The organism is Prevotella sp. LMAG:51 (assembly GCF_008680225.1).
GTDB lineage: Bacteria > Bacteroidota > Bacteroidia > Bacteroidales > Bacteroidaceae > Prevotella > Prevotella pectinovora.
Window position 1 is genome coordinate 1 of the sequence record NZ_NALQ01000009.1, and the last position, 22,188, is coordinate 22,188.

Below are 22,188 nucleotides of genomic sequence, written 5' to 3' on the forward strand. Positions count from 1 at the left end.
CTTCATCGGGTCGGTGACGCCCTTCAAGAGATAGGATATCTTGAATTCTATCACGTCCTGCTGATGGTCGGCCACATATTTGCGGAAATCTTCCGCCGTATGCTTGCGTGCGAAACTGTCGGGGTCGTCGCCTCCCGGCAGCAGCAGCACCTTCACTTTCATCGCTTCAGCGAGGAGCATGTCGATGCCTCGCATGGCGGCATGGATTCCTGCGGCGTCACCGTCGTAGAGCAACACGATATTGTCGGTGAAGCGGTGAAGGAGCCGTATCTGATACACGCTGAGTGCCGTACCTGAGTTTGCCACCACATTCTCTATACCACACTGGTGCATGGAAATCACGTCGGTGTATCCCTCCACCATATACACGCAGTTCTCTTTGGCTATCGCCTTCTTTGCCTGGAAGATGCCATACAGTTCGCGTTCTTTGTGGTATATCTCCGAGTCTGAGGAGTTGATGTATTTCTGCTGCACTCCCTTTGTGCGGGAATCGAGAAGTCGTCCGCCGAAGGCCCTCACGTTGCCGTTGACTCCAATCCACGGAAACATCACCCTGCCCGAATATTTGTCTACGATTTCTCCGTTGTCACGCTTGAAGCATAGTCCGGTGGCTATGAGATATTTCTCGTTGAATCCCTTGCGCAGGGCTTCCTGCGCGAGGGCATTACGCGACGGAAGGGCGAAACCGAGATGGAATTTCTCTATTATGTCGTCGCGGAAACCGCGGCTGCGGAAATACTGCATGCCTACCGCTCTGCCATCTACATCGTTGAGGAGGATGTTGTTGAAATATTCCATCGCCCATTTGTTGACGATGAACATACTCTCACGGTCGTTCTGCTCCCGCTTCTCCTCTTCGCTCATCTCGCGCTCACGCACTTCGATGTTGTATTTGTTGGCGAGCCATTTCAGTGCCTCCACATACGTCATCTGCTCATGTTCCATGAGGAAACTGACGGGATTTGCCGACTTTCCGCATGAGAAGCAGTGGCAGATTCCGCGTGCCGGCGAGACATAGAACGACGGTGTCTTCTCGTCGTGGAAGGGGCACAGTCCTTTGTAGTTGGCGCCCACTTTCTTGAGCGTTACAAACTCAGAGACGACATCCACGATGTTTGCCGCATCCTTGATTCTTTCTATCGTAGCGTGGTCAATCATCTGCCTCCTTGTCTGCCTCCCTGAATATAGAGAAGTTCACACTTCCGTATTCTCTATGCTCCACGAAATTCGGATGCTGGCTGAAGTCGTTCTTCTTTCCATGTTCAAACACGAACACGCCTCCCGGCTTGAGCATTCCTGCCTTGAACACGAGCTCTGGCAGTGTTGGCAATTCCGGCAGGGCGTATGGCGGGTCGGCGAAGATGAAGTCGAACTGCTGCTTGCATCCCTTGATGAAGCGGAACACATCGCCACGTATCGTCACGCAGTTGCCGGCTCCGAGCTTTGCCACACATTGTTTGATGAAGGCATGGTGGTCGCGGTCGGCTTCCACGCTGATTACCTGCTGACAACCTCTCGACACGATTTCGAGCGATATGCTTCCCGTGCCGGAGAAGAGGTCGAGAGCTGTGGTGCCTTCGAAATCTATATATCCGTTGAGAACGTTGAAAATGTTCTCCTTTGCGAAATCTGTCGTGGGACGGGCTTTGAAGGTGCGGGGCACATCAAATCTCCTTCCCTTGTATAATCCTGTTATTATGCGCATTATATTATTGTTGTTAATGAGTGGACTTGCCGCCAAGTCCTGCCCATGTTCATTTCAGCAGTGCCGTCACCATATCGAAAGGCACACCTTCCTGCAAGGTCAGCGGATGGCGGTTGAAATCCGACGACGCCTTGATTTTGTATATGTTGGCTACAAAGCGATGGAGTTCTTCTATCAGAGCGTCGCGCTCCTTGAATTCGCCACACAAATAGATGTCGTCCTTCTTCTCGTTCATCGCCAGCTGATTCCATACCGAAAGGATGAAATATGCGGCATCGTTGGCATGCGCCACTTCGAACGTGTTGGAGAAGCGGAACCTGTTTTTGCGGAAGCTGCAAAGCTCCATCTTCCCGTCGTGGAAATAGCAATACAGTTTCTCGTTGTTGCCAGCCATACTGCGCCGCTGCAGATACTGCCATGTTGACCCACATACCGGATGCACCTTTATGTCGGAGAAATTGTCGGTGAGCACGAGTCTCAGGTCCTTGTTCAGCGAATACAGTGCCACGGCGTTCACCTGCGGCAGTATGGTGGCGAGCACGGCATTATTCTCCTGTCCCATCACGGTGTAGTTATAGAGCAGCTCCTTGCTGTGCTCGTCGTATTCGTCGATAGGCACCATCACCACCGGCGAGTCGAGAAGCACCTGCACTTTCCTCCATTTCGCCAGTCGGAGCGTATCGTCGCGCAACGCCTCTCTGAGGTTTGCCGCCATGGAGATTCCACCATTTATGGCGTATGGCACGAACGAGAATCCTGCACCATCGCCATTTCTGTATGCGAAGGCGAGTGATCCATGTCCCACTCTTATCATTAGTCGATGTTCCTGCTGTGATATGTTATTCCCAGTTTCCTGCATTGTCATTAGGTGTTGTGATGTCTCCAAATTTCATTCCCGGATATTCTCCCCTTCCGTTTGCCTCTTCGGTGAGCTCGCGAATGCTGTTCTCGTCGAGTCCTTGCAGATAGGCATCGTATGGCGCGCCGCATTCCATCACTGGCACTGCGGCTCCCGACTTGCCTGTATGCACCGAGGCTGAGAGCTCAAACTCCTGTCCTCTTGAATACGGCACGTAGCGCAGCGAATCGGCAAGCAGTCCGCTCCCGATGAGCTGTCTGAAAGACCCGGCGTATATTCCGAAGCGCTGTCTGTAGACTTTTTCCGCCTTGCGGATTTCCGTCAGCCGTTGTATGACTTCCGCCTCTCGCTGCTTACGCTGGTCGGCGAAGTGCATAGGACGCCTGACGCTCGCCCAACAGAGAGCGAGGAGCACCACCACGATGGCGGCAAGTATATGGTTGAGTTTTATTTTCATTCTTCTTGCCTTGCTATAAAGAAATCTTTAGCGTAACTTTGCACTCGTCGATAGAATATCGTAATATGCAAAATTACGGTAAATAATTTGTAATATCAAGAGTTTAGCTAAAAATAACCATGATTGAGGATGAATTAAGCAGGGCCATCACAGAAACCTTCGGCTTCTGCCCCACTGACGAACAGCAGGAAGCGATACGTACGTTCTGCAGGTTCATGACTTGTCGCGACGACCGTCCGGCGATGGTGATGTGTGGTTCGGCAGGTACCGGAAAGACGTCGCTCTCGGCGGCTATGGTCAAGACTTTGGCTCGCTTGCACCAGAGGGTGGTGCTGCTTGCTCCAACGGGAAGGGCTGCCAAAGTGCTATCCATGAATGCGGGAATGCCGGCATTCACCATCCACCGCAGGATATACCGGCAGAAGACTTTCACCGGCGACATGACGGGATTCAGCCTCAACATAAACAAGCAGCGTGACACGCTGTTTGTCGTTGACGAGGCTTCTATGGTGTCTAAAGACGGATTCGCTTCCGGTGGCGGTGCGCCGGGATTCGGCAGCGGCTGTCTGCTCGACGACCTCATGGAGTTCGTGTTCTCCGGCGACAACTGCCGGCTGATGCTTGTCGGCGACAGGGCACAGCTGCCTCCTGTCGGCGAAGAGGAGTCGCCGGCTCTCATGGCTGACAGTCTCGCCGCCAACTATTTCCTGACAATGCACAGTGTGGAACTGAACGAGGTGTTGCGACAGGCTCACGACTCCGGCATCTTATACAACGCCAACGTGATACGCCAGATGATAACCCACGACGAGGCTACACAGTTGCCCAAAATAAGGTTCAAGGCTTTTGCCGACATCCAGATGGTGCCTGGCGACGAACTGATAGAACAGCTTGCCGGCAGCTACTCTGAGGTGGGACTCGACGAGACAATGGTGGTGACTCGTAGCAACAAGAGGGCTAACGTATACAACAACGGCATCCGGGGCATGGTGCTCGGCAGGGAGGACGAACTGACACCTGGCGACATGCTGATGATTGTGAGAAACAACTATTTCTGGGTGGAACAGGAGGAGAAAAAGGCTCGTGAGGCTGCCAAATCATCGGAACCAGCTCCCAAGCCGCCTACTGCCGACATGGAGAAGACGCCTTTCTCATTCATCGCCAACGGCGACAGGGCGAAGGTGCGCCGCGTACGCAACATCAGAGAATTGTATGGTTTCCGCTTCGCCGACCTCGCCCTTGAATTCCCCGACTACGACAACTACGAGCTGCAGGCCACCGTCATCATTGACTCGCTGCAGTCTGAATCGCCATCGCTGACCCGCGAACAGAGCGAGCAGCTCTTCAATGGCGTCCTTGCAGACTATGCCGACCTTAGGCTGAAGAGCGAACGCATGGGACACGTGAGGTCTGACAAATACTACAACGCATTGCAGGTGAAATTCGCCTATGCCGTGACCTGCCACAAGGCTCAGGGCGGACAATGGGCACACGTGTATGTGGACCAAGGATACATGACCGACGACATGCTCACGCCCGACTATATCCACTGGCTATACACAGCCTTCACACGAGCAACGGAAAAACTGTATCTCGTGAACTGGCCTAAGACGCAGACAGAAGAGTGAACATGGCAACAGCTTTTGCAAAATGGTGATACCCCCAATACAAAGGGGATATGCAAGACGTGATACAGTCTGCATATCCCCTTAATATGTTGTATATATAAATTCTGATCCGCTTACTCTGCGGCACGGAAGTTCACCAAATCCTCGGCTATGAAGCTCTTGACATAGCAGCTGTGGCCGATTACCTCCTCCTCAGCATAGCGCACATAAACCTGTGCACTCTTGGCGAAGAGTTCCGGTGAGGCAGTAGCGTCACCGATGATGAGCAGCGACATGAGGATATCGGCAGTCATATCGTAGAGGCGACGGGCGAGGAAGTCGAGCACCTCCTGGTTTTCAGCCTGCTTCACGTATTCGAGCGACTGCTCGTAGAGCTCTATCATCTTTGCCACACGCACATGCAGCGGCTTCATGTCCTCAGACACCTCTCTCTCGAGCATCTCCTTCATGATGTTGAGATAGGTGCTGTTAGTGATGTAACGCAATGCAGCTACAACCTGCAGCTGTGTAGTACCCTCGTAGATAGAGAAGATACGTGCGTCGCGGTACAGGCGCTGACACTTGTATTCCATAATGAATCCCGAACCGCCATGCACCTGGATGCAGTCGTATGCATTCTGGTTGGCATACTCAGAGTTCATACCCTTTGCCACTGGAGTGAAGGCATCAGCAAGACGGGCATACTTCTTCTGCTCCTGACGCTCCTCCGGAGTGAGTTTGCGCTCACGGGAGATATCTTCGAGAGCCTTGTAGATGTCAACGTAGCGTGCTGTCTGATACAGGATGCTGCGACCTGCGTCGAGCTTTGCCTTGATACGGGCAATCATATCGTATACGGCAGGGAACTTCACGATAGCCTCGCCAAACTGCTTGCGGTCCTTGGCATAGGCAAGAGCCTCGTCGTAGGCTGCCTGGCTCACGCCGACAGACTGTGCGGCGATACCCAGACGGGCACCGTTCATGAGCGCCATCACATATTTGATAAGTCCCATACGGGTGCTTCCGCAGAGTTCTGCCTTGGCATTCTTGTATACCAGCTCACAGGTAGGTGAACCGTGGATACCGAGCTTGTTCTCGATGTGGCGCACGGTAACGCCACCCTGGTTCTTGTCGTAGATAAACATTGAGAGTCCACGTCCGTCGTGTGTGCCTGCCTCGGAACGGGCCAGCACGAGATGGATGTCAGAGTCGCCGTTGGTGATGAAACGCTTCACACCATTGAGCAGCCAGCATCCCTCCTCCTCGCTGTATGTAGCCTTGAGCATTACGCGCTGCAAGTCAGAACCGGCATCAGGTTCAGTGAGGTCCATACTCATGGTCTCTCCGGCACATACACGTGGAATATACTTCTGGCGCTGTTCCTCAGAACCGAACTCATAGAGAGTCTCGATACAGTCCTGCAAGCTCCAGATGTTCTGGAATCCGGCATCTGCCGTAGCCACGATTTCCGAAGCCATGGAATAAGGAGTGATAGGCATGTTCAGACCGCCGTAGCGGCGAGGCATTGAGATGCCCCAGAGTCCTGCCTGACGTGTAGCCTCGATGTTCTCGTATGTTTTCGAAGCATAGTGCATGCGTCCCTCCACGAGGTGTGGACCTTCGAGGTCAACAGCCTCACTGTTGGGTTCGAGGATATTGGCGGCGATGTCGCCGGTGATGTCGAGCACACGCTTGTAGTTCTCGATGGCATCGTCGAAGTCTACGGGTGCATCCTCATACTTGTCTTTGTCTGCGAAGTTGCGTTCCTTGAGCTCAACGACGCGTTTCATTTCCGGGTGATTGAGATAGAAATCAAATTCCGGATGGTCGCTATAATAATTAGCCATGATGTTCTTTACTTTGAGTTCTGCTTATAATACTTTATGAGTTTTGGAACGACCTCCTCCACAGTGCCGTTGATTACATAGTCGGCAATCTTGTTGATAGGAGCCTCAGGGTCGTTGTTCACGGAGATGATGATACCAGAGTCCTGCATACCTGCGATATGCTGGATCTGACCGGAGATACCACATGCGATATACACCTTTGGATGCACTGTCACACCGGTCTGGCCAATCTGGCGGTCGTGGTCTACCCATCCTGCGTCAACAGCCGCACGGCTGGCGCCCACCTCTCCGTGGAGTTCCTTGGCGAGTTGGAATAGCATGTCGAAACCTTCCTTGCTGCCCACGCCGTAGCCACCGGCAACGACGATCGGCGCACCCTTCAGGTTGTGCTTGGCAGCCTCAACGTGGCGGTCGATGACCTTCACCACATAGTCAGCCTCAGGCACATATTTTGCTACGTCCATATATACCACTTCATGCTTTGCCTCACCCTCGTATACGGCTTTCTGCATCACTCCGCTACGCACGGTAGCCATCTGTGGACGATGCTCCGGGTTTACGATTGTGGCAACGATGTTTCCGCCGAATGCCGGACGAATCTGATAGAGCAGGTTGTCATAATGCGTGCCGCTCTTCTTGTCGTCGAAATCACCGATTTCGAGCTGTGTACAGTCGGCTGTCAGTCCGCTTGTCAGCGATGACGACACTCTCGGACCGAGGTCACGGCCAATCACTGTTGCTCCCATGAGGCAGATCTGTGGCTTCTCCTCCTTGAAGAGGTTCACCAGGATATCCGTATGTGGTGCTGATGTGTATGGGAAGAGACCCTCTGCATCAAAGGCGAAGAGCTTGTCAACGCCATAAGGCAGTATCTGGTCTTCCACCTTGCCCTTGATGCCGGTACCGGCAACGATGGCATGAAGCTCCACACCAAGCTGGTTGGCGAGCTTGCGGCCTTTGGTAAGCAATTCCTGAGACACCTCGGCAACCGTGGTGTTCTCTATCTCGCAATATACAAATACGTTGTTCATCTCTTATCCAATAATCTTTTCGTCCAACAATTCTTTTATCATTCCCTCGATATCAGTGTCGGAAGCGGTGAGCGTCTTGCTCTCCTTGGCCTGGAACACGATATTCTTCACAGCCTTCACCTTGGTTGGCGAGCCGGCGAGTCCACACTGCTCCGGGTCGCCGTCAACATCGGCTACAGACCACTGGTTGAGCGTCAGATATGGGCGCTCGGCATAAAGCTCGGCGTATGGCATGTCGGCAGTGCGCTCCAAAGGCACGTTGGCACGCTTGTATTTCATCACGAGCTTGGCGTTGCAAGGACGGCAAGGAGCGGCGCTGCCGTTCACCGTGATGACGATAGGCATAGGAGCCTCTACGGTCTCCACTCCTCCGTCGATATGGCGACGGATGGTGAGCACGCCATTCTCACACTTCTCTATCTCCTCGGCATAAGTCACCTGAGAGAGTCCCAGCTTCTGTGCCACCTGTGGTCCCACCTGTGCGGTGTCACCGTCGATAGCCTGACGACCACCGATTACCACGTCGGCACCGCCGATTTTCTGGATTGCCGTGGCAAGTGCGTATGAGGTAGCGAGCGTGTCGGCACCGGCAAAGAGTCTGTCGGTCAGCAGCCATCCTGTGTCTGCTCCTCTATAGAGTCCCTGGCGGATGATCTCGGCAGCACGTGGAGGGCCCATGGTGAGGATACCCACTGTGGAGCCTGGATTCTGGTCTTTCAAACGTAACGCCTGTTCGAGGGCGTTCAAATCTTCAGGATTGAAAATTGCTGGCAATGCGGCACGGTTCACGGTGCCTTCAGCCGTCATGGCGTCTTTGCCAACATTGCGTGTGTCTGGTACCTGCTTGGCAAGTACAATGATTTTTAAACCCATATTATTCTGTTATAATGTAAAGTTCATGTTATACAATAGGTGCAAAAATACGATTTTTTTGTTGTGCTGCAAAGAAAAGCACGAAAAAGCTAACAATACAGGTTATAAAAAGACCTGTCTGCTACATTATGAAATGCTAATTTCCTATCATTATGCTGTTTATGACCTTGTCTTGTCAGCAAATGCCAAACCGTCCCTTTTTACTCCAAAAACAACAAAGCCCAAACCTGTCATCCGGAACATCGCCTGATGACTGGTTTGGGGTTAATGCTATATATATCTTTCCGTCAGCCATCCACTCTCCTATTACTTCTTGTCGTAAGCATGAAGAGGATAGTCGATGGTGAAATGCAGACCACGACACTCCTTACGCTCTATTGCCTGACGTGTGATGAGGTAGCCCACGTTTATCATGTTTCTAAGTTCACAGATATCCTTGCTCGCCTTCACCCTCTTGAAGAGCGACTCTGTCTCTTCATAGAGCAGGTCGAGACGGTTCCATGCACGTTTCAGTCTGAGGTCACTTCTCACGATGCCCACATAGTTGCTCATTATCTGTCCCACTTCCTTCACGCTCTGCGTGATGAGCACTTTCTCCTCATTGGTCAGGGTGCCCTGGTCGTCCCACTCCGGCACATGCACATTGAAGTCATATTCATCAATGTGTGCCAGACTGTGCTTTGCAGCCGCATCGGCATATACCACAGCCTCGATGAGCGAGTTGCTTGCCAGACGGTTGCCTCCGTGAAGTCCTGTGCATGAGCATTCGCCGATGGCATAGAGGCGCTTGATGCTCGACTCGCCGTTGAGGTCCACCTTGATGCCGCCGCACATATAATGGGCTGCCGGCCTTACGGGGATATACTCCTTGGTGATGTCGATGCCGATACTCAGACATTTCTTGTATATATTCGGGAAATGATGCTTTGTCTCCTCCGGATCCTTGTGGGTCACGTCCAGACACACATGGTCGATACCGTGTATCTTCATCTCCTTGTCGATGGCACGCGCCACGATGTCGCGGGGAGCGAGACTCAACCGCTTGTCGTATTTCTCCATGAACGACTCTCCGTTGGGCAGTCGCAGGATGCCGCCGTAGCCTCTCATCGCCTCTGTGATGAGGTATGCGGGATGGGTCTCTTGCGGATTATACAGTGATGTGGGATGGAACTGCACGAACTCCATGTCCTGCACCGTTCCCTTTGCGCGGTATACCATTGCCTCTCCGTCGCCGGTGGCTATCACGGGGTTTGTGGTGGTCTGGTACACGGCTCCGCACCCTCCGGTACACATCAACGTGACCTTGCTCAGATACGTGTCCACCTTCTGTGTCTCCGGGTTCAGCACGTAAGCGCCATAACACTGTATGTTCGGCGTGCGGCGCGTCACCACGATTCCGAGATGGTGCTGCGTTATTATCTCTACTGCGAAATGATTCTCCTTGATGTCGATGTCCGGATTGCTGCGCACGGCCTCCATTAGTCCTCGCTGGATCTCAGCTCCTGTGTCGTCGGCATGGTGCAGGATACGGAACTCAGAGTGTCCTCCCTCACGGTGCAGATCGAAGCTGCCGTCTTCCTTGCGGTCGAAGTGCACTCCCCACTTCACCAGTTCATCAATCTGCTCCGGTGCATTCCTTACCACTTGCTCCACAGCTTCCACATCATTGATGTAGTCACCGGCTATCATAGTGTCTTCGATATGCTTATCGAAATTGTCTATCTTGAGATTCGTCACCGATGCCACTCCTCCCTGGGCGAAGTATGTATTCGCCTCATCGAGCGTTGTTTTGCAGATCAGGCATATCTTGCCTTTGTGTTCTCTTGCTACCTTTAGCGCATAGCTCATTCCGGCGACGCCGGCACCGATAATGAGAAAATCGTATTTATAAACCATAAAGACGTTTGTTTTAATCAATGCAAAAGTAATAAGATTTTCTTAAAACGGATAAATATCGGAGGCTTTTTGTAGGTTATTACATTCTTTAATAGTAATTATTCCACTTTTTCGCCCAAAAGTTCGTAATTTTGTATGCGTTATGGAATTTGGAGTACCATAGCAGCGACTTTTTCCTGTTGCTTTTCCATTGGCACACCAACATCAAACCCATCTGAACATATCAATAAATGAAAAAGAGAAAACTGTTTGCAAGTGGCATAATAAGTCTTGCGGCGCTGTTGCTGCTTCCGATGTATGCCACCGACGAGGTCACTCATTGCGCATTTGCCCAAGAGACCTGCCTCAACGAAATATTCAATGACGACGACACCGTAATCGTAGACACCGTCGACGTGGACACCATGACGATTGGCATCCAGCAGAACGACTCCACCGACGAGGCGTCTGACGACGGTGACGACATCGACGACGACGAGGACCTGCCGTGGCCGGAGAACGTGAGACACAGGATTGAGAAGATTTTCGACAACACCACGATATTCAACACCTCGATGGTGGGAATGAAAATCTACGACCTCACCGCCGACTCCACTATCTACGAACGCAACGCCTCTCAGCTGATGCGCCCTGCCAGCACTCTGAAGATGATGGTGGCGGTGACGGCTATCGACCGTCTGGGTGCAGGCTACGAACTGAAGACGCGCATGGCATATACAGGCAGGACAGACAGTCTGACGCTCCGCGGAAACCTGTATGTGAAAGGTGGCTTCGACCCCACGATAGGGAGCGACGACATCGCCGAGTTTGCCGACAGCGTGAAGGCGCTCGGCATCGACACCATCGACGGCAACATATATCTCGACCTCACGATGAAAGACAAGGACCGTCTTGGCGAGGGTTGGTGCTGGGACGACGACAATCCTGTGCTCTCTCCACTGCTCGCCGGCAGGAAGGAGGAGTTCGGCGAGAGACTGCAGAGGAAGCTCAGACAGAATGGTATCACCGTGACAGGAACGTGCAGCAACGGTTCGATGCCCTCCGGCGCTCACACCTTATATATAAAGCGCACCCCATTGCTCGAAGTGATGCGCCGCCAGCTGAAGCGCAGCGACAACCTCTATTCTGAAGCGATATTCTATCAGCTGGCTGCCGAAGTGGCAGGACGCAACACCGCATCTGCAAGACATGGCAGACAGGCGGTGAACGCCATAATATCCAAGGTGGGCAGGAGGCCTTCGGCATATTATATCGCCGACGGCAGCGGACTGTCGCTATACAACTACGTGTCGCCGGAACTGGAAGTGGACTTCCTGAGATATGCCTACCGCCATCCTGAAATCTACGACAACATGCTGCCTTGCCTGCCTATAGCCGGAGTGGACGGCACTCTCTCGAAACGCATGCGGAAAGGGGCAGCACATGAGAACGTGAAGGCAAAGACGGGCACGGTGACAGGTGTCAGTTCGCTCGCCGGATATCTCACCACGGCCAACGGTCACCGCATCTGCTTCTCTATCATAAACATGGGAATCAGACATTCTTCTTCTGGCAGGAACTTCCAGGACAAGGTCTGTCAGGCTCTCTGCAAATGACGGTGGGACGGACATCTGACTTTTACGGACTCCCCGAAGCGGCATCCGTCTTTTCATCCCGAAACGGCAATCAGACAGTCTCGGGGCTTGACATACAGGATAAAAAAACGACAACTAGAGCATAGGAAACGCAAGTACTGAAGCGGTACGACAATAACAAAGATGAAGAAGCAAAGAGACAACTACACTTTTCTCACTCACGCTCCCGTACACAGGGTGATTGTAAGCATGGCGGTACCCACCATAATATCAATGCTGGTGACAAGCATATACGGAATGGTCGACACATACTACGTGGGACAGATAAACACGCAGAGCACTGCCGCCGTGGGCATTTCATTCTCTATAATGACCATCATACAGGCAATCGGATTCTTCTTCGGACACGGTTCGGGCAACTACATATCACGGATGCTCGGCGCAAAGCGCACCGACGAGGCGAAATATATGGCTGCCACAGGACTTGTGGGCAGCGTGGCTTTCGGTCTGGCGGTTGCAGTGGTGGGACTGGCGTTTCTTTCCGACATCTGCATATTCCTCGGTTCCACGGAGACCATTCTGCCATACGCGGAACGATACCTGGGCATAATCCTCGTGGGAGCGCCGTTCATGACGGGTGCCTTCACGCTGAACAACCAGATGCGCTTTCAAGGCAACGCCAAATATGCCATGTATGGCATACTCAGCGGTGTGGTGCTCAACGTGGTGCTCGCACCGATACTGATATTCTATTTCTGTCTGGGAATAACGGGGGCTGCCGTGGCTACGCTCGTGAGCCAGACGATGAGTTTCTTCATACTGTTCAACATGACTCGCCATCGGGGCAATATAGCCATTGAACTAAGGAACTGCCGTCTTTCGGGCGCCTTCGCCAAGGAAATAGTCATCAACGGCACTCCGTCGCTCTCACGACAGGGACTGGCGAGCGTTGCCACGATAATGCTGAACATCGCTGCGGGGGCTTACGGCGACGCTGCCATAGCGGGAATGTCGATAGTGACGAGGATTTCCAATTTTGTGTATGCCGGCATTGTGGGACTGGGACAGGGATTCCAGCCGCTTTGCGGATTCTGCTGCGGAGCGAAGCTGCTCGACAGGATATACGAGGGCTTTGTTTACTGCATAAAGATAGGCACGGTGTTCTTCCTCGCCATCACCATAATAGGCTTCATATTCACGGAACCCATAATATCGGTATTCCGCGACGACCCTGCCGTAATAGCCGTCGGCACAGCGGCTTTCCGCTGGCAGCTCATCACCTACCCTCTCATCGCCACCATCATCCTCACCAACATGCTGTCGCAGACGGCACGCAAACCGATGCGTGCCAATCTCGTGGCCGCCTCGCGCAGCGGTATGTTCTTCATCCCGGCGGTATTCATCCTCCCATTGTTTCTCGGTCTGCAGGGCGTGGAGATGAGTCAGGCGGTGTCCGACCTCTGTTCGTTCCTCCTCTCAGTGCCTGTGGCATGGAGCGTGTTCCGCGATCTGAAAAAGGATTTCGGGAATGACCATGGTTAACCCCAGAATCCAGGCTAGCCATAATGCCAGATTCTGGACTAACGAAAAATGTTTTTCTCCGGAAAAGTGTCAAAGTATCATTTTCCGGTTCCCTTCAGCATCCAAAGTCAAACAAGCCAACAAGTTACCGTTATGACACTTTTCTGAATGCTTTACAGAAAAGTATCATAAAAGTATCATTGAAGTATCATGCCGCTTTGCGCCACCCGGAGATTTCCAAACCACAATCATTGGCAAGGATAACAAAACCTCATGAAACAGGCAACGATTGTGCCCAACCGGGGCAAGCAGCGTTCTCAAGTGGGGCAAGCAGCGTGCCCCAAGTGGGCAAGCAGCGTGCCCAAAACTGAGCCCAAAGTTTCCATAAGAAGAAACACCCGTAAAGGAAATGAAAAGAAGCGGCATCTGAACAAACTCTTTCCTGTTGATGAGGAATGACATTATGCTTACTCGTCGATTTTTTCATACATAAAGGATGTTCATCATATACAAATTGATCGAGTCATTGGATAACAATAAATTATCCAATGCTTGAGAATGCCCCTTTATGGTATTGCCATGGAGCGTTTTTTGTAAAAGACTTGCCGTTTATTCAAATAATCACTATATTTGCAATAGAATGCAGCATATCGCATCCTACATGGATGAATAACAGCAAAACAAATGACCATGGCACAGGCTAGAAAATATCCGATAGGCATACAGACGTTCAGCGAGATTCGGGAACGTAACTATCTTTATATCGACAAGACGCAGTATCTTGTGGATTTCATCGACAAGGGTTATAAGTATGTTTTCCTGAGCCGCCCGAGGCGGTTCGGCAAGTCGCTGTTTGCCTCGATGATCCATGCTTATTACGAGGGGCGCAAGGACCTGTTCGAAGGCCTCGCCATGGGAGAGTATGAGAAAGACTGGGTTAAGCATCCCGTGCTGCACTTCGACATGAGTGCAGCCAAGCACATGGACAAGGACATGCTCGAGCGTTATCTTGCCGACATGCTCACCGACCAGGAAGCCGTTTTTGGCTACAAGAGCGAAAAGCAAGACCCCAACATTCGCTTGAAAGACCTGGTGGTGACGGCAAACAGGCTAACAGGCCGGAAAGTGGCGCTCATCATCGATGAGTACGACGCGCCGCTGCTTGACGTGGTGCACGAGGAACTGAACCTTGTCGCCCTGCGTCGCGCAATGCAGAACTTCTATTCGCCCATCAAGTCGCTCGACCCGTATCTTGAGTTCGTGTTCCTCACGGGCATCACCAAGTTTGCGCAGCTCAGCATCTTCAGTGAGCTGAACAACCTGTTCAACATATCCATGTACGACAAGTATTCCGCCATCTGCGGCATCAGCAGCGAGGAGCTCCACACTCAGATGCTGCCCGATGTGGAGCGCCTTGCCGAGCACCTGCACCTCAGCGTGGACGAGACATTCGAACGGCTCAAGCGGAAATACGACGGCTATCATTTCAGCAAGAACTCTGAGGATGTGTACAATCCGTTCAGCTTGATCAAAGCCCTTGCCTCAGGCGACATCGGCGACTACTGGTTCGACTCGGGCACGCCCACCTACATCATCAAATTGCTCCAGAAATACAATGTCGGCTTGCGCGACCTCACTGGCCAGGACGCCGGAGTGAGCGACTTCGACGTGTCGCCAGAGAACATGACCACCGCCCTTCCGTTGCTCTACCAGAGCGGCTACCTCACCATCAAGCACTACGACCCGATGATCGACCTCTACACGCTGGGCTATCCCAACGAGGAGGTGCGCACGGGCATGGTGCGCTCGCTTGCCGCCAACTACCTCACGCCGGCCGAGGGCACCAACAGCAGTTTCGTCATCAAGTTTGTCAAGGCGGTCATCGCCGACGACATGGAGCAAGCGCTCACGCTGATGCGCGCCTATCTCGCCGGCGTGTCCTACCGTCTGTCGAACAAGACGGAGCGCGACGTGCAGACCATCTTCTATCTGGTGTTCTCGCTCATCGGCTCGTTCATCAAGGTGGAGGAGGAAAGTGCGCACGGCAGGGCCGACGTGGTGATCACGCTGCCCTCGGTGGTCTACGTCATGGAGTTGAAGTTTGACGGCTCCGCCGACGCCGCGCTCCGCCAGATTGACGAGAAGGGCTATCTCATCCCCTATACAGCCGACGGCAAACGGCTGGTAAAGGTGGGCGTGAACTACAGCAGCGAGGAACGCACCATCACGGAGTGGCGGATAGAAGGATAGCTGCGACTCTTTATCAAAAAAAATTGAAAAGTATTTGCGTGTCTCAATCATTATAAGTGTCTTCGCTCCGATAATTCAAGTATCTCAAAATGAGGAGTAAACTGCACTGTAAGAAATGCTTCCAGTGTTGCCTTGTCAAATTAGTCCGTTGTCAATGGACCAATTACTATTTCATCACTGCCTGCTAAAACAGGTTCATTAATTCGTCCCGTTTTCTTCTTTTTCCAACATTATTTGGCGGTTTCCCATTAAAATTACATTACAAGACGCCTTTTTGTTTAACATTTATAGGGTTATTAAACATTAATTTGTATATTTGTGCAGTATTAATCAACTTTTACAAATTTAAGTATGAAAAATCATCTAAAACATCTCCTTCTCGTGGCTGTGCTGGCCATTGTCGGCACGGTGACGGCAGTGGCTCAGTCCACGCTAAGAGGTAAGGTAGTTGATGCGGAAAACAACGAACCGCTCATCGGTGCTACGGTAACCGTTAACGGCGTCAAGGTGGCAACCGACATCGACGGTGCTTTCACAGTGAAAGGCGTAAAGGGAACTGCAGAAATCACTGTAGACTACATCGGCTACAAGTCTAAATCCATGAAGACCAATGCCAGCAAGGGCGACATCGCCACCATCAGCCTGAAGCCAGATGGACGCATGCTCGACGACGTAGTGGTGACATCACAGGTGGCTGTGGCAAGAAAGACTCCGGTGGCTGTGTCTTCCGTTCCGCTCTCGTTCATCGAGGAGAAAATCGGAACACAGGAGTTCCCCGAAATCCTCAAGTCTACCCCTGGCGTGCATGCCAACAAAGAGGGTGGTGGCTATGGCGACTCTGAGATATACATGCGTGGATTCGACAACACCAACATCGCCGTGATGGTGAACGGAGTGCCTATGAACGACATGGAGAACCAGAACGTATACTGGTCTAACTGGGCTGGTCTGACCGACGTGACCCGTTCTATGCAGACACAACGCGGACTCGGTGCTTCAAAGGTGTCGGCACCTTCTGTAGGTGGTACCATCAACATCATCACAAAGTCTATCGAGGCAAAGAAGGGCGGATCGATATATTATGGTATGGGCAACGACAACATGAACAAGGTGATGTTCACCGTTTCTACTGGTCTGTCAAAGACAGGATGGTCGATGACATTGCTCGGTTCAAAGACATGGGGCGACGGATACGTGCAGGGCACTGAATTCTCAGGCTACACATACTTCCTGAACATCTCCAAGCGTCTGAACGACAAGCACCAGCTCTCGTTCACCGCCTTCGGAGCTCCTCAGGAGCACTTCCAGCGCAAAGACGCGCTGACTCTCGCCGACTGGAAGATGACAGAGCAGGTGTGGGGAGTGAAAGACCACAAGTATAACCCTACTTACGGTTTCGACAGCAACGGCAAGATGCGCTCTGCCGAATATAACGTTTACCACAAGCCTCAGCTGAGCCTCAACCACCAGTGGCAGATCAACGACAATTCGTCGTTGAGCACCGTGCTCTATATGAGCATCGGCCGTGGATACGGATACAGCGGACAGGCGAATACCGACTACGGATACTCTTACACCGACTGGTATGGAGCATACAAGGGAGTGATGCAGAACAAGTTCCGCAAGGCTGACGGCACATTCGACTATGGCGCTGTAGAGGAACTGAACGCCAACAACGAGAACGGTTCTATCATGGTGATGACAAAGGCGAAGAACTACCACAACTGGTATGGACTCGTTTCTACATACAACACCAAACTGACAAAGGACATCGACTTCTACGGTGGTGTAGACTTCCGCTTCTACAAGGGCACACACACCAACGACATCGTTGACCTCTATGGAGGCAAATATTTCATTGACAGCACCCGCAAGTCGGTGAAACCTGAAAACAACGCCAATGCCGCAAACCAGAGCTGGGTATACCAGAAGCTCGGCGTGGGCGATGCTGTATATCGCGACTATGACGGACACGTGGTTCAGGAAGGTGCCTTCTTCCAGGCTGAATACTCCAAGAACGGTCTCTCTTCATTCCTCTCTGGTTCGCTCTCAAACACTTCTTACTGGCGTTACGACCGTCTCTACTACGACAAGAAAAACGCTGAGTCTGAGACCAAGAACTATCTCGGCTTCACCGTGAAGGGTGGTGCCAACTACAACTTCAACGAGCATCACAACGCATTCTTCAACGTGGGCTACATCAGCCGCGCTCCTAAGTTCAACTACGGTGCGTTCCTCTCATTCGCATCAAGCAACGTGACTAACCCTGACGCCAAGAACGAGAAAGTAGTATCATTCGAACTTGGCTACGGCTACCGTCTGAAGTGGCTGCAGGTTGACGTGAACGCTTATTGGACAAAGTGGCTCGACAAGACAATGGCAAAGAGCTCTACAGTGGGCACGGCACAGGTTGACGCCTTCGTGAACATGACCGGCGTGAACGCCCTGCACAAGGGTATCGAAATCGAGGCAAAGGCAAGTCCGCTCTACTGGCTCGACGTGAACGCCATGTTCTCTATCGGCGACTGGAAATGGGACAGCAATGCCAAGGGATACGTGTTTGACTACAACGGACAGCCTCTCACAAAGGACGGAAGCATAGCAAGCGGTATCGGAGCAGAAGATCATCTCTCTACGGGTATCAACCTGAAGGGTATCCATGTTGGCGGCGCCGCTCAGACAACGGCAGCTCTCGGCGCTACAATCAAAATCGGCAAGGAGATTCGTATCGGTGCCGACTGGACTCTCTACGCCCGCAACTATGCCTACTATTCTATCTCGGGCAGCAACCTCTCGCTGGGCAAGACAAACACCGTGGCTGACCCATGGAGAGTGCCTACAGCAAGCCAGTTCGACCTCAACGCATCTTACAAGTTCAAGATTGCAGGTCTGAACGCCACAATCTCGGGCAACGTGAACAACCTCTTCGACTATCAGTATCTGGGCAAGGTGTGGAACCCAAGTTCCGGCACTGCAACAAAGGACAACATCTACGGATTCTATGCCTTCGGACGCACGTTCAGCACAAGACTGAAAATCAATTTCTAATCAACCGTATACATTATATATATATAACATTAGAAGAATATGAAAAAGATATATTTACTGTCGGCTGTCGCCCTGCTGTCGCTTACCGCGTGTAACGACTTTGAAGACCAGTTTCATATCGGCGACCAGATTACCGACGTGAAGAAGGATTTGCCAATAGTGCTCGAGGATGGCGACTACACCGCCATCGCCAATCTCGCAGCCAACAAGGCTCTCGCCGCACAGCTCGACGAGCAGAGCGGAACTACAGCGTATACCGACGCGTTGAATAAACTCGGCACACAGAAGTATTTCGACAATATGATTACCGCCGACCAGTTCCTGCCGGCATTCATCAACAACAAATATCCTGCTGCCGACCTGGGCTCTACGTTCAAGGTGACATACAACGAGTATTGCGGAAAATCGGAATATCTCGCCGACTTCGACAACATGAAGGGTGAATACACTCTGACTGCCGACGACTACAACACGATCTGGGACGGTGCGTCAACGGCTACATACCTCACTCCTTCTACAGAGAACAAGATAGCTGCCGCACTGAAGACAGCAAAAGCCGATGCCAAGGCTGGCGACATCATGGTGGTGAACTACTCTTACTCTGAGTTTGAACCTGCCGGCGGAGGCTCTCAGCCAGAGAGTCAATACACCAAGATTTCTGACGTCATCGCAGGTGGCGTGGGTACTTACACCGTGAAGGGCAAGGTGCCGGCAGTTTACAGCCGCGGCTTCCTGCTCTACGACGGAACCGGTTATATCCTCGTATACAAGACCAGCGACGTGAAGGTTGGCGACGAGGTGGCTGTTAGCGGAACGACCACAGAATATGGCGGCCTGCAGCAGTATCCTACCGACGGCACAGAGGTTTCTGTATTGAAGGCTGGCAACGGCACATACACACAGCCTAAGGCTAAGACCATGGGCAGCGCCGACTTTGAGGCTTATGCCAATGCCCCTTACGTGGCATACGTGACATATACCGGCAAACTGACAATCAACGGCAACTACTACAACGTGGCTATCGACGGAACTGAGAAGCAGGGAAGTCTGGCTTACGTTCCGGAAGGAATGGTAAGCGCCGACCTCAACGGCAAGAACGTGGTGGTTTACGGATACACCGTAGGTTCTGCTTCCAAGGGCAAATACGTGAACACCATGGTGACAAGCGTTGCAGAGGCTGCTTCGGGTGCCAAGATGAACGGAATGCGCCGCGCTGCCGCTTCGAAGGCTAACAAGTCGGTGGTATACAAGTTTGACGGCACTGCATGGAAGACATACACCACTTCTGACGCCAAGGTGATGGCTGTTCAGCCTGCTATGTATGAGGCTGTAGGCTCTACCACAATCGGCAAACCTGCCAACTATCTGCCTCAGCTGCTGCAGCAGGCTTATCCTTTCGCCGCTGACGGACAGAAGGTGGCTGTGGTATACCGCAAGTCGGCTACGGCAATGGCTGTAGTGGAATACACATATTCTGCCACTGAGGGATGGGCAGAGTCTAAGGTATACAAGAAGGAGACCACCACTTTCGCCAACACCGAGAATGGCTATGAGGCTCAGATAAGCATGTATCTCAACGAGTCGCTGCTCGGCAACGAGGGTGGCTTCGTGGCATACAACATCAACATCGGCACACTGAGCTACGTATGGTCTAACACCGCGGCTTACGGATGGAAGGCTTCGGCATTCGCCAACAAGGTGAACCAGGCTGCCGAGAGCTGGCTCGTTTCGCCTGCACTCAACATGAAGAAGGGCAAAGACCCTGTAATCTCATTCGAAGAGGCACTCAACTTCCTGGGTTCTAACAACCTGACTGACTTCATACAGGTGAAGGTGTCTACCAACTTCGACGGCACCGACGTGAAGGCTGCCACATGGGAGGACGTGGAGTTTGACCCGGCTACACGCTCTGCCGGCGACTCTTGGAGCTTCGTAACCGTTGGTCCTGCTTCGCTCGCAAAATATGTAGGCAACACTATCCATATCGCCTTCGTATACAAGAGCACTGACGAAGTGGCTCCTACATACGAGTTCAAGAACATCGTGGTGAAGGAGAGAGACGCTGAATAACAGTAATTTCCCCGAATATCAAAGCGGCAATCAGAAACCGGGTCTTCGATGACTTGAGATTCTCATTACCGCTTTGAACAGAATCATAAAAAAGAAGGATGCCAAAGCGACATCCTTCTTTTTTTATGATTTAACCCAAATCGGTCATTAGGGCTTGCTTGGATTTTGTTTCGTCTTTCAACCTCAATCGGGCATCAATTCATATCATCCGCAAACGGCGTCTTTCAGTTGGGAGAGTGCCTGTGTGAGGATGGCGCGCGGCGTTGCCACGTTCATTCTCATGAAGCCTTCGCCACCCTTGCCGAACATCTCTCCGTCGTTGAGGGCGAGACGTGCCTTGTTGACAAAGAGGTCGATGAGCCGGTCGTGATTGAGACCGAGCTTGCGGCAGTCGAGCCACACCAGAAATGACGCCTCCGGTCGCAATGGCCGTATCATCGGCAGATGTTCACGGCAGTAGTCTTCCACATAACGGATGTTGTCTTCCACATAAGCGAGCATCGCCCTGCGCCACTGCTCTCCTTGCTCAAAGGCGGCGATGGTGGCGATGGGCGAGAACATGGGTGCCTCGTTAAGTTCGTTGGCGGCGAGCCACGAATAGAACTTCTTCCTTATCTCTGGGTTGGGGACTATCGAATAGGAGCTGACGATGCCTGCAATGTTGAAGGTCTTCGACGGTGCTCCGAATGTGATGCTACACTGGGCAGCCTTCTCTGACGCCGTGGCAAAGGGCACGTGCTTGTTGCCCCACAGAGCCATGTCGCAGTGTATCTCGTCGGAAATGACTATGATGCCGCGGTCGTAACAGAAGTCGGCAAGGCGTGCCAGCGTCTCCCTGCCCCACACTATGCCTGCCGGGTTGTGAGGATTGGAGAGTATAAGGAGACGGCATTTCTCGTCGGCTACCTCTGCAAGGTTGTCGAAATCCATCGAATATGTGCCGTCGGCATTCTCCTTCAGCGGATTATACACCACTTCTCTGCCGTTTCCCTCTGGAGTGAGGCGGAAGGGATGGTATACCGGCGGCTGGATTATCACCTTCTCGTCGGGATTCGTAAACACGTTTATCACCATTCCGATGCCTTTCACTATGCCCGGAATGTAGCTGAACCACTCCAGCGGCACCTCCCACTGATGGTGGTCGCGTATCCATCGCTGCACGGTGGGCCAGTATTCCTTCGGCTCCACGGTGTAGCCGAAGAGTGAATGGTCGAGGCGGCGGCGCAGGGCATCGGTGATGAACTGCGGTGTCTCGAAGTCCATGTCAGCAACCCACAGAGGCAACAGGTCACCTCTGCCGTAGCGCTCCTCAAGCACCTCGTGCTTAAGGTCGCCACTGCCCGAACGGTCTATTATCTTATTGAAATCGTACATATCAAACTCTATGTGTGCTGATTTTTTGTCGTTGTCTTTATCCTCTGCCGGCAATCACCGGCAGCAAGGGGCATAT

General features: G+C 52.3%; 16 protein-coding genes. 7 read left to right on the top strand and 9 right to left on the bottom strand.

From position 1 onward, the window contains the following. The 4 genes from dnaG to CCC32_RS03195 form a co-directional block, all read right to left on the bottom strand. A partial coding sequence (gene dnaG / locus CCC32_RS03180) for a DNA primase (protein ID WP_287072263.1) occupies positions 1-1,158 on the bottom strand: 1,158 nt, incomplete at its 3' end. Continuing rightward, on the bottom strand, positions 1,151-1,705 hold the full coding sequence (locus CCC32_RS03185) for an RsmD family RNA methyltransferase (RefSeq protein ID WP_287072265.1): 555 nt from the start codon (positions 1,703-1,705) through the stop codon (positions 1,151-1,153). The genes dnaG and CCC32_RS03185, both read right to left, overlap by 8 nt. Positions 1,706-1,754: 49 nt before the next feature. Continuing rightward, positions 1,755-2,519, bottom strand: coding sequence for a DUF3822 family protein (locus CCC32_RS03190; protein ID WP_052484780.1), 765 nt, complete (start codon positions 2,517-2,519; stop codon positions 1,755-1,757). Positions 2,520-2,544: 25 nt separating this feature from the next. Continuing rightward, on the bottom strand, positions 2,545-3,021 hold the full coding sequence (locus tag CCC32_RS03195) for a hypothetical protein (RefSeq protein ID WP_278841685.1): 477 nt from the start codon (positions 3,019-3,021) through the stop codon (positions 2,545-2,547). A gap of 119 nt (positions 3,022-3,140) precedes the next feature. Here CCC32_RS03195 and CCC32_RS03200 point away from each other — a divergent pair, with 119 nt between their 5' ends. Then, positions 3,141-4,649 carry an ATP-dependent DNA helicase gene (locus CCC32_RS03200; RefSeq protein ID WP_287072269.1) on the top strand — a complete coding sequence of 503 codons (1,509 nt, stop codon included), beginning with the start codon at positions 3,141-3,143 and terminating at the stop codon, positions 4,647-4,649. A gap of 113 nt (positions 4,650-4,762) precedes the next feature. Here CCC32_RS03200 and CCC32_RS03205 read toward each other — a convergent pair whose 3' ends face one another. From CCC32_RS03205 to nadB, 4 genes are all read right to left on the bottom strand, one after another. Beyond that, positions 4,763-6,475, bottom strand: coding sequence for an acyl-CoA dehydrogenase family protein (locus CCC32_RS03205; protein WP_022316255.1), 1,713 nt, complete (start codon positions 6,473-6,475; stop codon positions 4,763-4,765). Positions 6,476-6,483: 8 nt separating this feature from the next. Then, positions 6,484-7,506, bottom strand: a complete 1,023-nt coding sequence (locus CCC32_RS03210) for an electron transfer flavoprotein subunit alpha/FixB family protein (RefSeq protein ID WP_022316256.1) — start codon at positions 7,504-7,506, stop codon at positions 6,484-6,486. Positions 7,507-7,509: 3 nt separating this feature from the next. Continuing rightward, entirely contained in the window at positions 7,510-8,379 is an 870-nt protein-coding gene (locus tag CCC32_RS03215) for an electron transfer flavoprotein subunit beta/FixA family protein (protein WP_022316257.1), read from the bottom strand. 306 nt (positions 8,380-8,685) lie between these two features. After that, entirely contained in the window at positions 8,686-10,275 is a 1,590-nt protein-coding gene (nadB, locus tag CCC32_RS03220; RefSeq protein WP_042519190.1) for an L-aspartate oxidase, read from the bottom strand. Between the two features lie 230 nt (positions 10,276-10,505). Here nadB and dacB point away from each other — a divergent pair, with 230 nt between their 5' ends. The 6 genes from dacB to CCC32_RS03250 all read left to right on the top strand — a co-directional run bounded on the left by dacB (position 10,506) and on the right by CCC32_RS03250 (position 20,738). Continuing rightward, positions 10,506-11,870 carry a D-alanyl-D-alanine carboxypeptidase/D-alanyl-D-alanine endopeptidase gene (gene dacB, locus CCC32_RS03225; RefSeq protein ID WP_044080859.1) on the top strand — a complete coding sequence of 455 codons (1,365 nt, stop codon included), beginning with the start codon at positions 10,506-10,508 and terminating at the stop codon, positions 11,868-11,870. 162 nt (positions 11,871-12,032) lie between these two features. Further along, positions 12,033-13,391, top strand: coding sequence for an MATE family efflux transporter (locus CCC32_RS03230; protein ID WP_287072274.1), 1,359 nt, complete (start codon positions 12,033-12,035; stop codon positions 13,389-13,391). A gap of 252 nt (positions 13,392-13,643) precedes the next feature. After that, positions 13,644-13,829, top strand: coding sequence for a hypothetical protein (locus tag CCC32_RS03235; RefSeq protein WP_022316261.1), 186 nt, complete (start codon positions 13,644-13,646; stop codon positions 13,827-13,829). Positions 13,830-14,060: 231 nt separating this feature from the next. Then, positions 14,061-15,620 (top strand): PD-(D/E)XK nuclease domain-containing ATP-binding protein, encoded by a 1,560-nt coding sequence (locus CCC32_RS03240; RefSeq protein ID WP_287072277.1) that lies wholly within the window; start codon positions 14,061-14,063, stop codon positions 15,618-15,620. Positions 15,621-15,971: 351 nt separating this feature from the next. Next, positions 15,972-18,668 (top strand): TonB-dependent receptor, encoded by a 2,697-nt coding sequence (locus tag CCC32_RS03245; protein WP_042519183.1) that lies wholly within the window; start codon positions 15,972-15,974, stop codon positions 18,666-18,668. Positions 18,669-18,707: 39 nt separating this feature from the next. Next, positions 18,708-20,738 carry a choice-of-anchor J domain-containing protein gene (locus tag CCC32_RS03250; protein WP_287072278.1) on the top strand — a complete coding sequence of 677 codons (2,031 nt, stop codon included), beginning with the start codon at positions 18,708-18,710 and terminating at the stop codon, positions 20,736-20,738. 204 nt (positions 20,739-20,942) lie between these two features. Here the strand turns inward: CCC32_RS03250 and CCC32_RS03255 are convergent, their stop codons facing one another. Next, on the bottom strand, positions 20,943-22,112 hold the full coding sequence (locus tag CCC32_RS03255) for a MalY/PatB family protein (protein WP_022316265.1): 1,170 nt from the start codon (positions 22,110-22,112) through the stop codon (positions 20,943-20,945). Positions 22,113-22,188: the final 76 nt, after the last annotated feature.

Coding starts and splice junctions, on each gene's coding strand:
- dacB (WP_044080859.1), top strand. CDS start 10,506: ATGAAAAAGAGAAAACTGTTTGCAAGTGGCATAATAAGTCTTGCGGCG.
- CCC32_RS03205 (WP_022316255.1), bottom strand. CDS start 6,475: ATGGCTAATTATTATAGCGACCATCCGGAATTTGATTTCTATCTCAAT.
- CCC32_RS03255 (WP_022316265.1), bottom strand. CDS start 22,112: ATGTACGATTTCAATAAGATAATAGACCGTTCGGGCAGTGGCGACCTT.
- CCC32_RS03245 (WP_042519183.1), top strand. CDS start 15,972: ATGAAAAATCATCTAAAACATCTCCTTCTCGTGGCTGTGCTGGCCATT.
- CCC32_RS03185 (WP_287072265.1), bottom strand. CDS start 1,705: ATGCGCATAATAACAGGATTATACAAGGGAAGGAGATTTGATGTGCCC.
- CCC32_RS03210 (WP_022316256.1), bottom strand. CDS start 7,506: ATGAACAACGTATTTGTATATTGCGAGATAGAGAACACCACGGTTGCC.
- CCC32_RS03235 (WP_022316261.1), top strand. CDS start 13,644: ATGAAACAGGCAACGATTGTGCCCAACCGGGGCAAGCAGCGTTCTCAA.
- CCC32_RS03215 (WP_022316257.1), bottom strand. CDS start 8,379: ATGGGTTTAAAAATCATTGTACTTGCCAAGCAGGTACCAGACACACGC.
- CCC32_RS03230 (WP_287072274.1), top strand. CDS start 12,033: ATGAAGAAGCAAAGAGACAACTACACTTTTCTCACTCACGCTCCCGTA.
- CCC32_RS03190 (WP_052484780.1), bottom strand. CDS start 2,519: ATGATAAGAGTGGGACATGGATCACTCGCCTTCGCATACAGAAATGGC.
- CCC32_RS03250 (WP_287072278.1), top strand. CDS start 18,708: ATGAAAAAGATATATTTACTGTCGGCTGTCGCCCTGCTGTCGCTTACC.
- CCC32_RS03200 (WP_287072269.1), top strand. CDS start 3,141: ATGATTGAGGATGAATTAAGCAGGGCCATCACAGAAACCTTCGGCTTC.
- nadB (WP_042519190.1), bottom strand. CDS start 10,275: ATGGTTTATAAATACGATTTTCTCATTATCGGTGCCGGCGTCGCCGGA.
- CCC32_RS03240 (WP_287072277.1), top strand. CDS start 14,061: ATGGCACAGGCTAGAAAATATCCGATAGGCATACAGACGTTCAGCGAG.
- CCC32_RS03195 (WP_278841685.1), bottom strand. CDS start 3,021: ATGAAAATAAAACTCAACCATATACTTGCCGCCATCGTGGTGGTGCTC.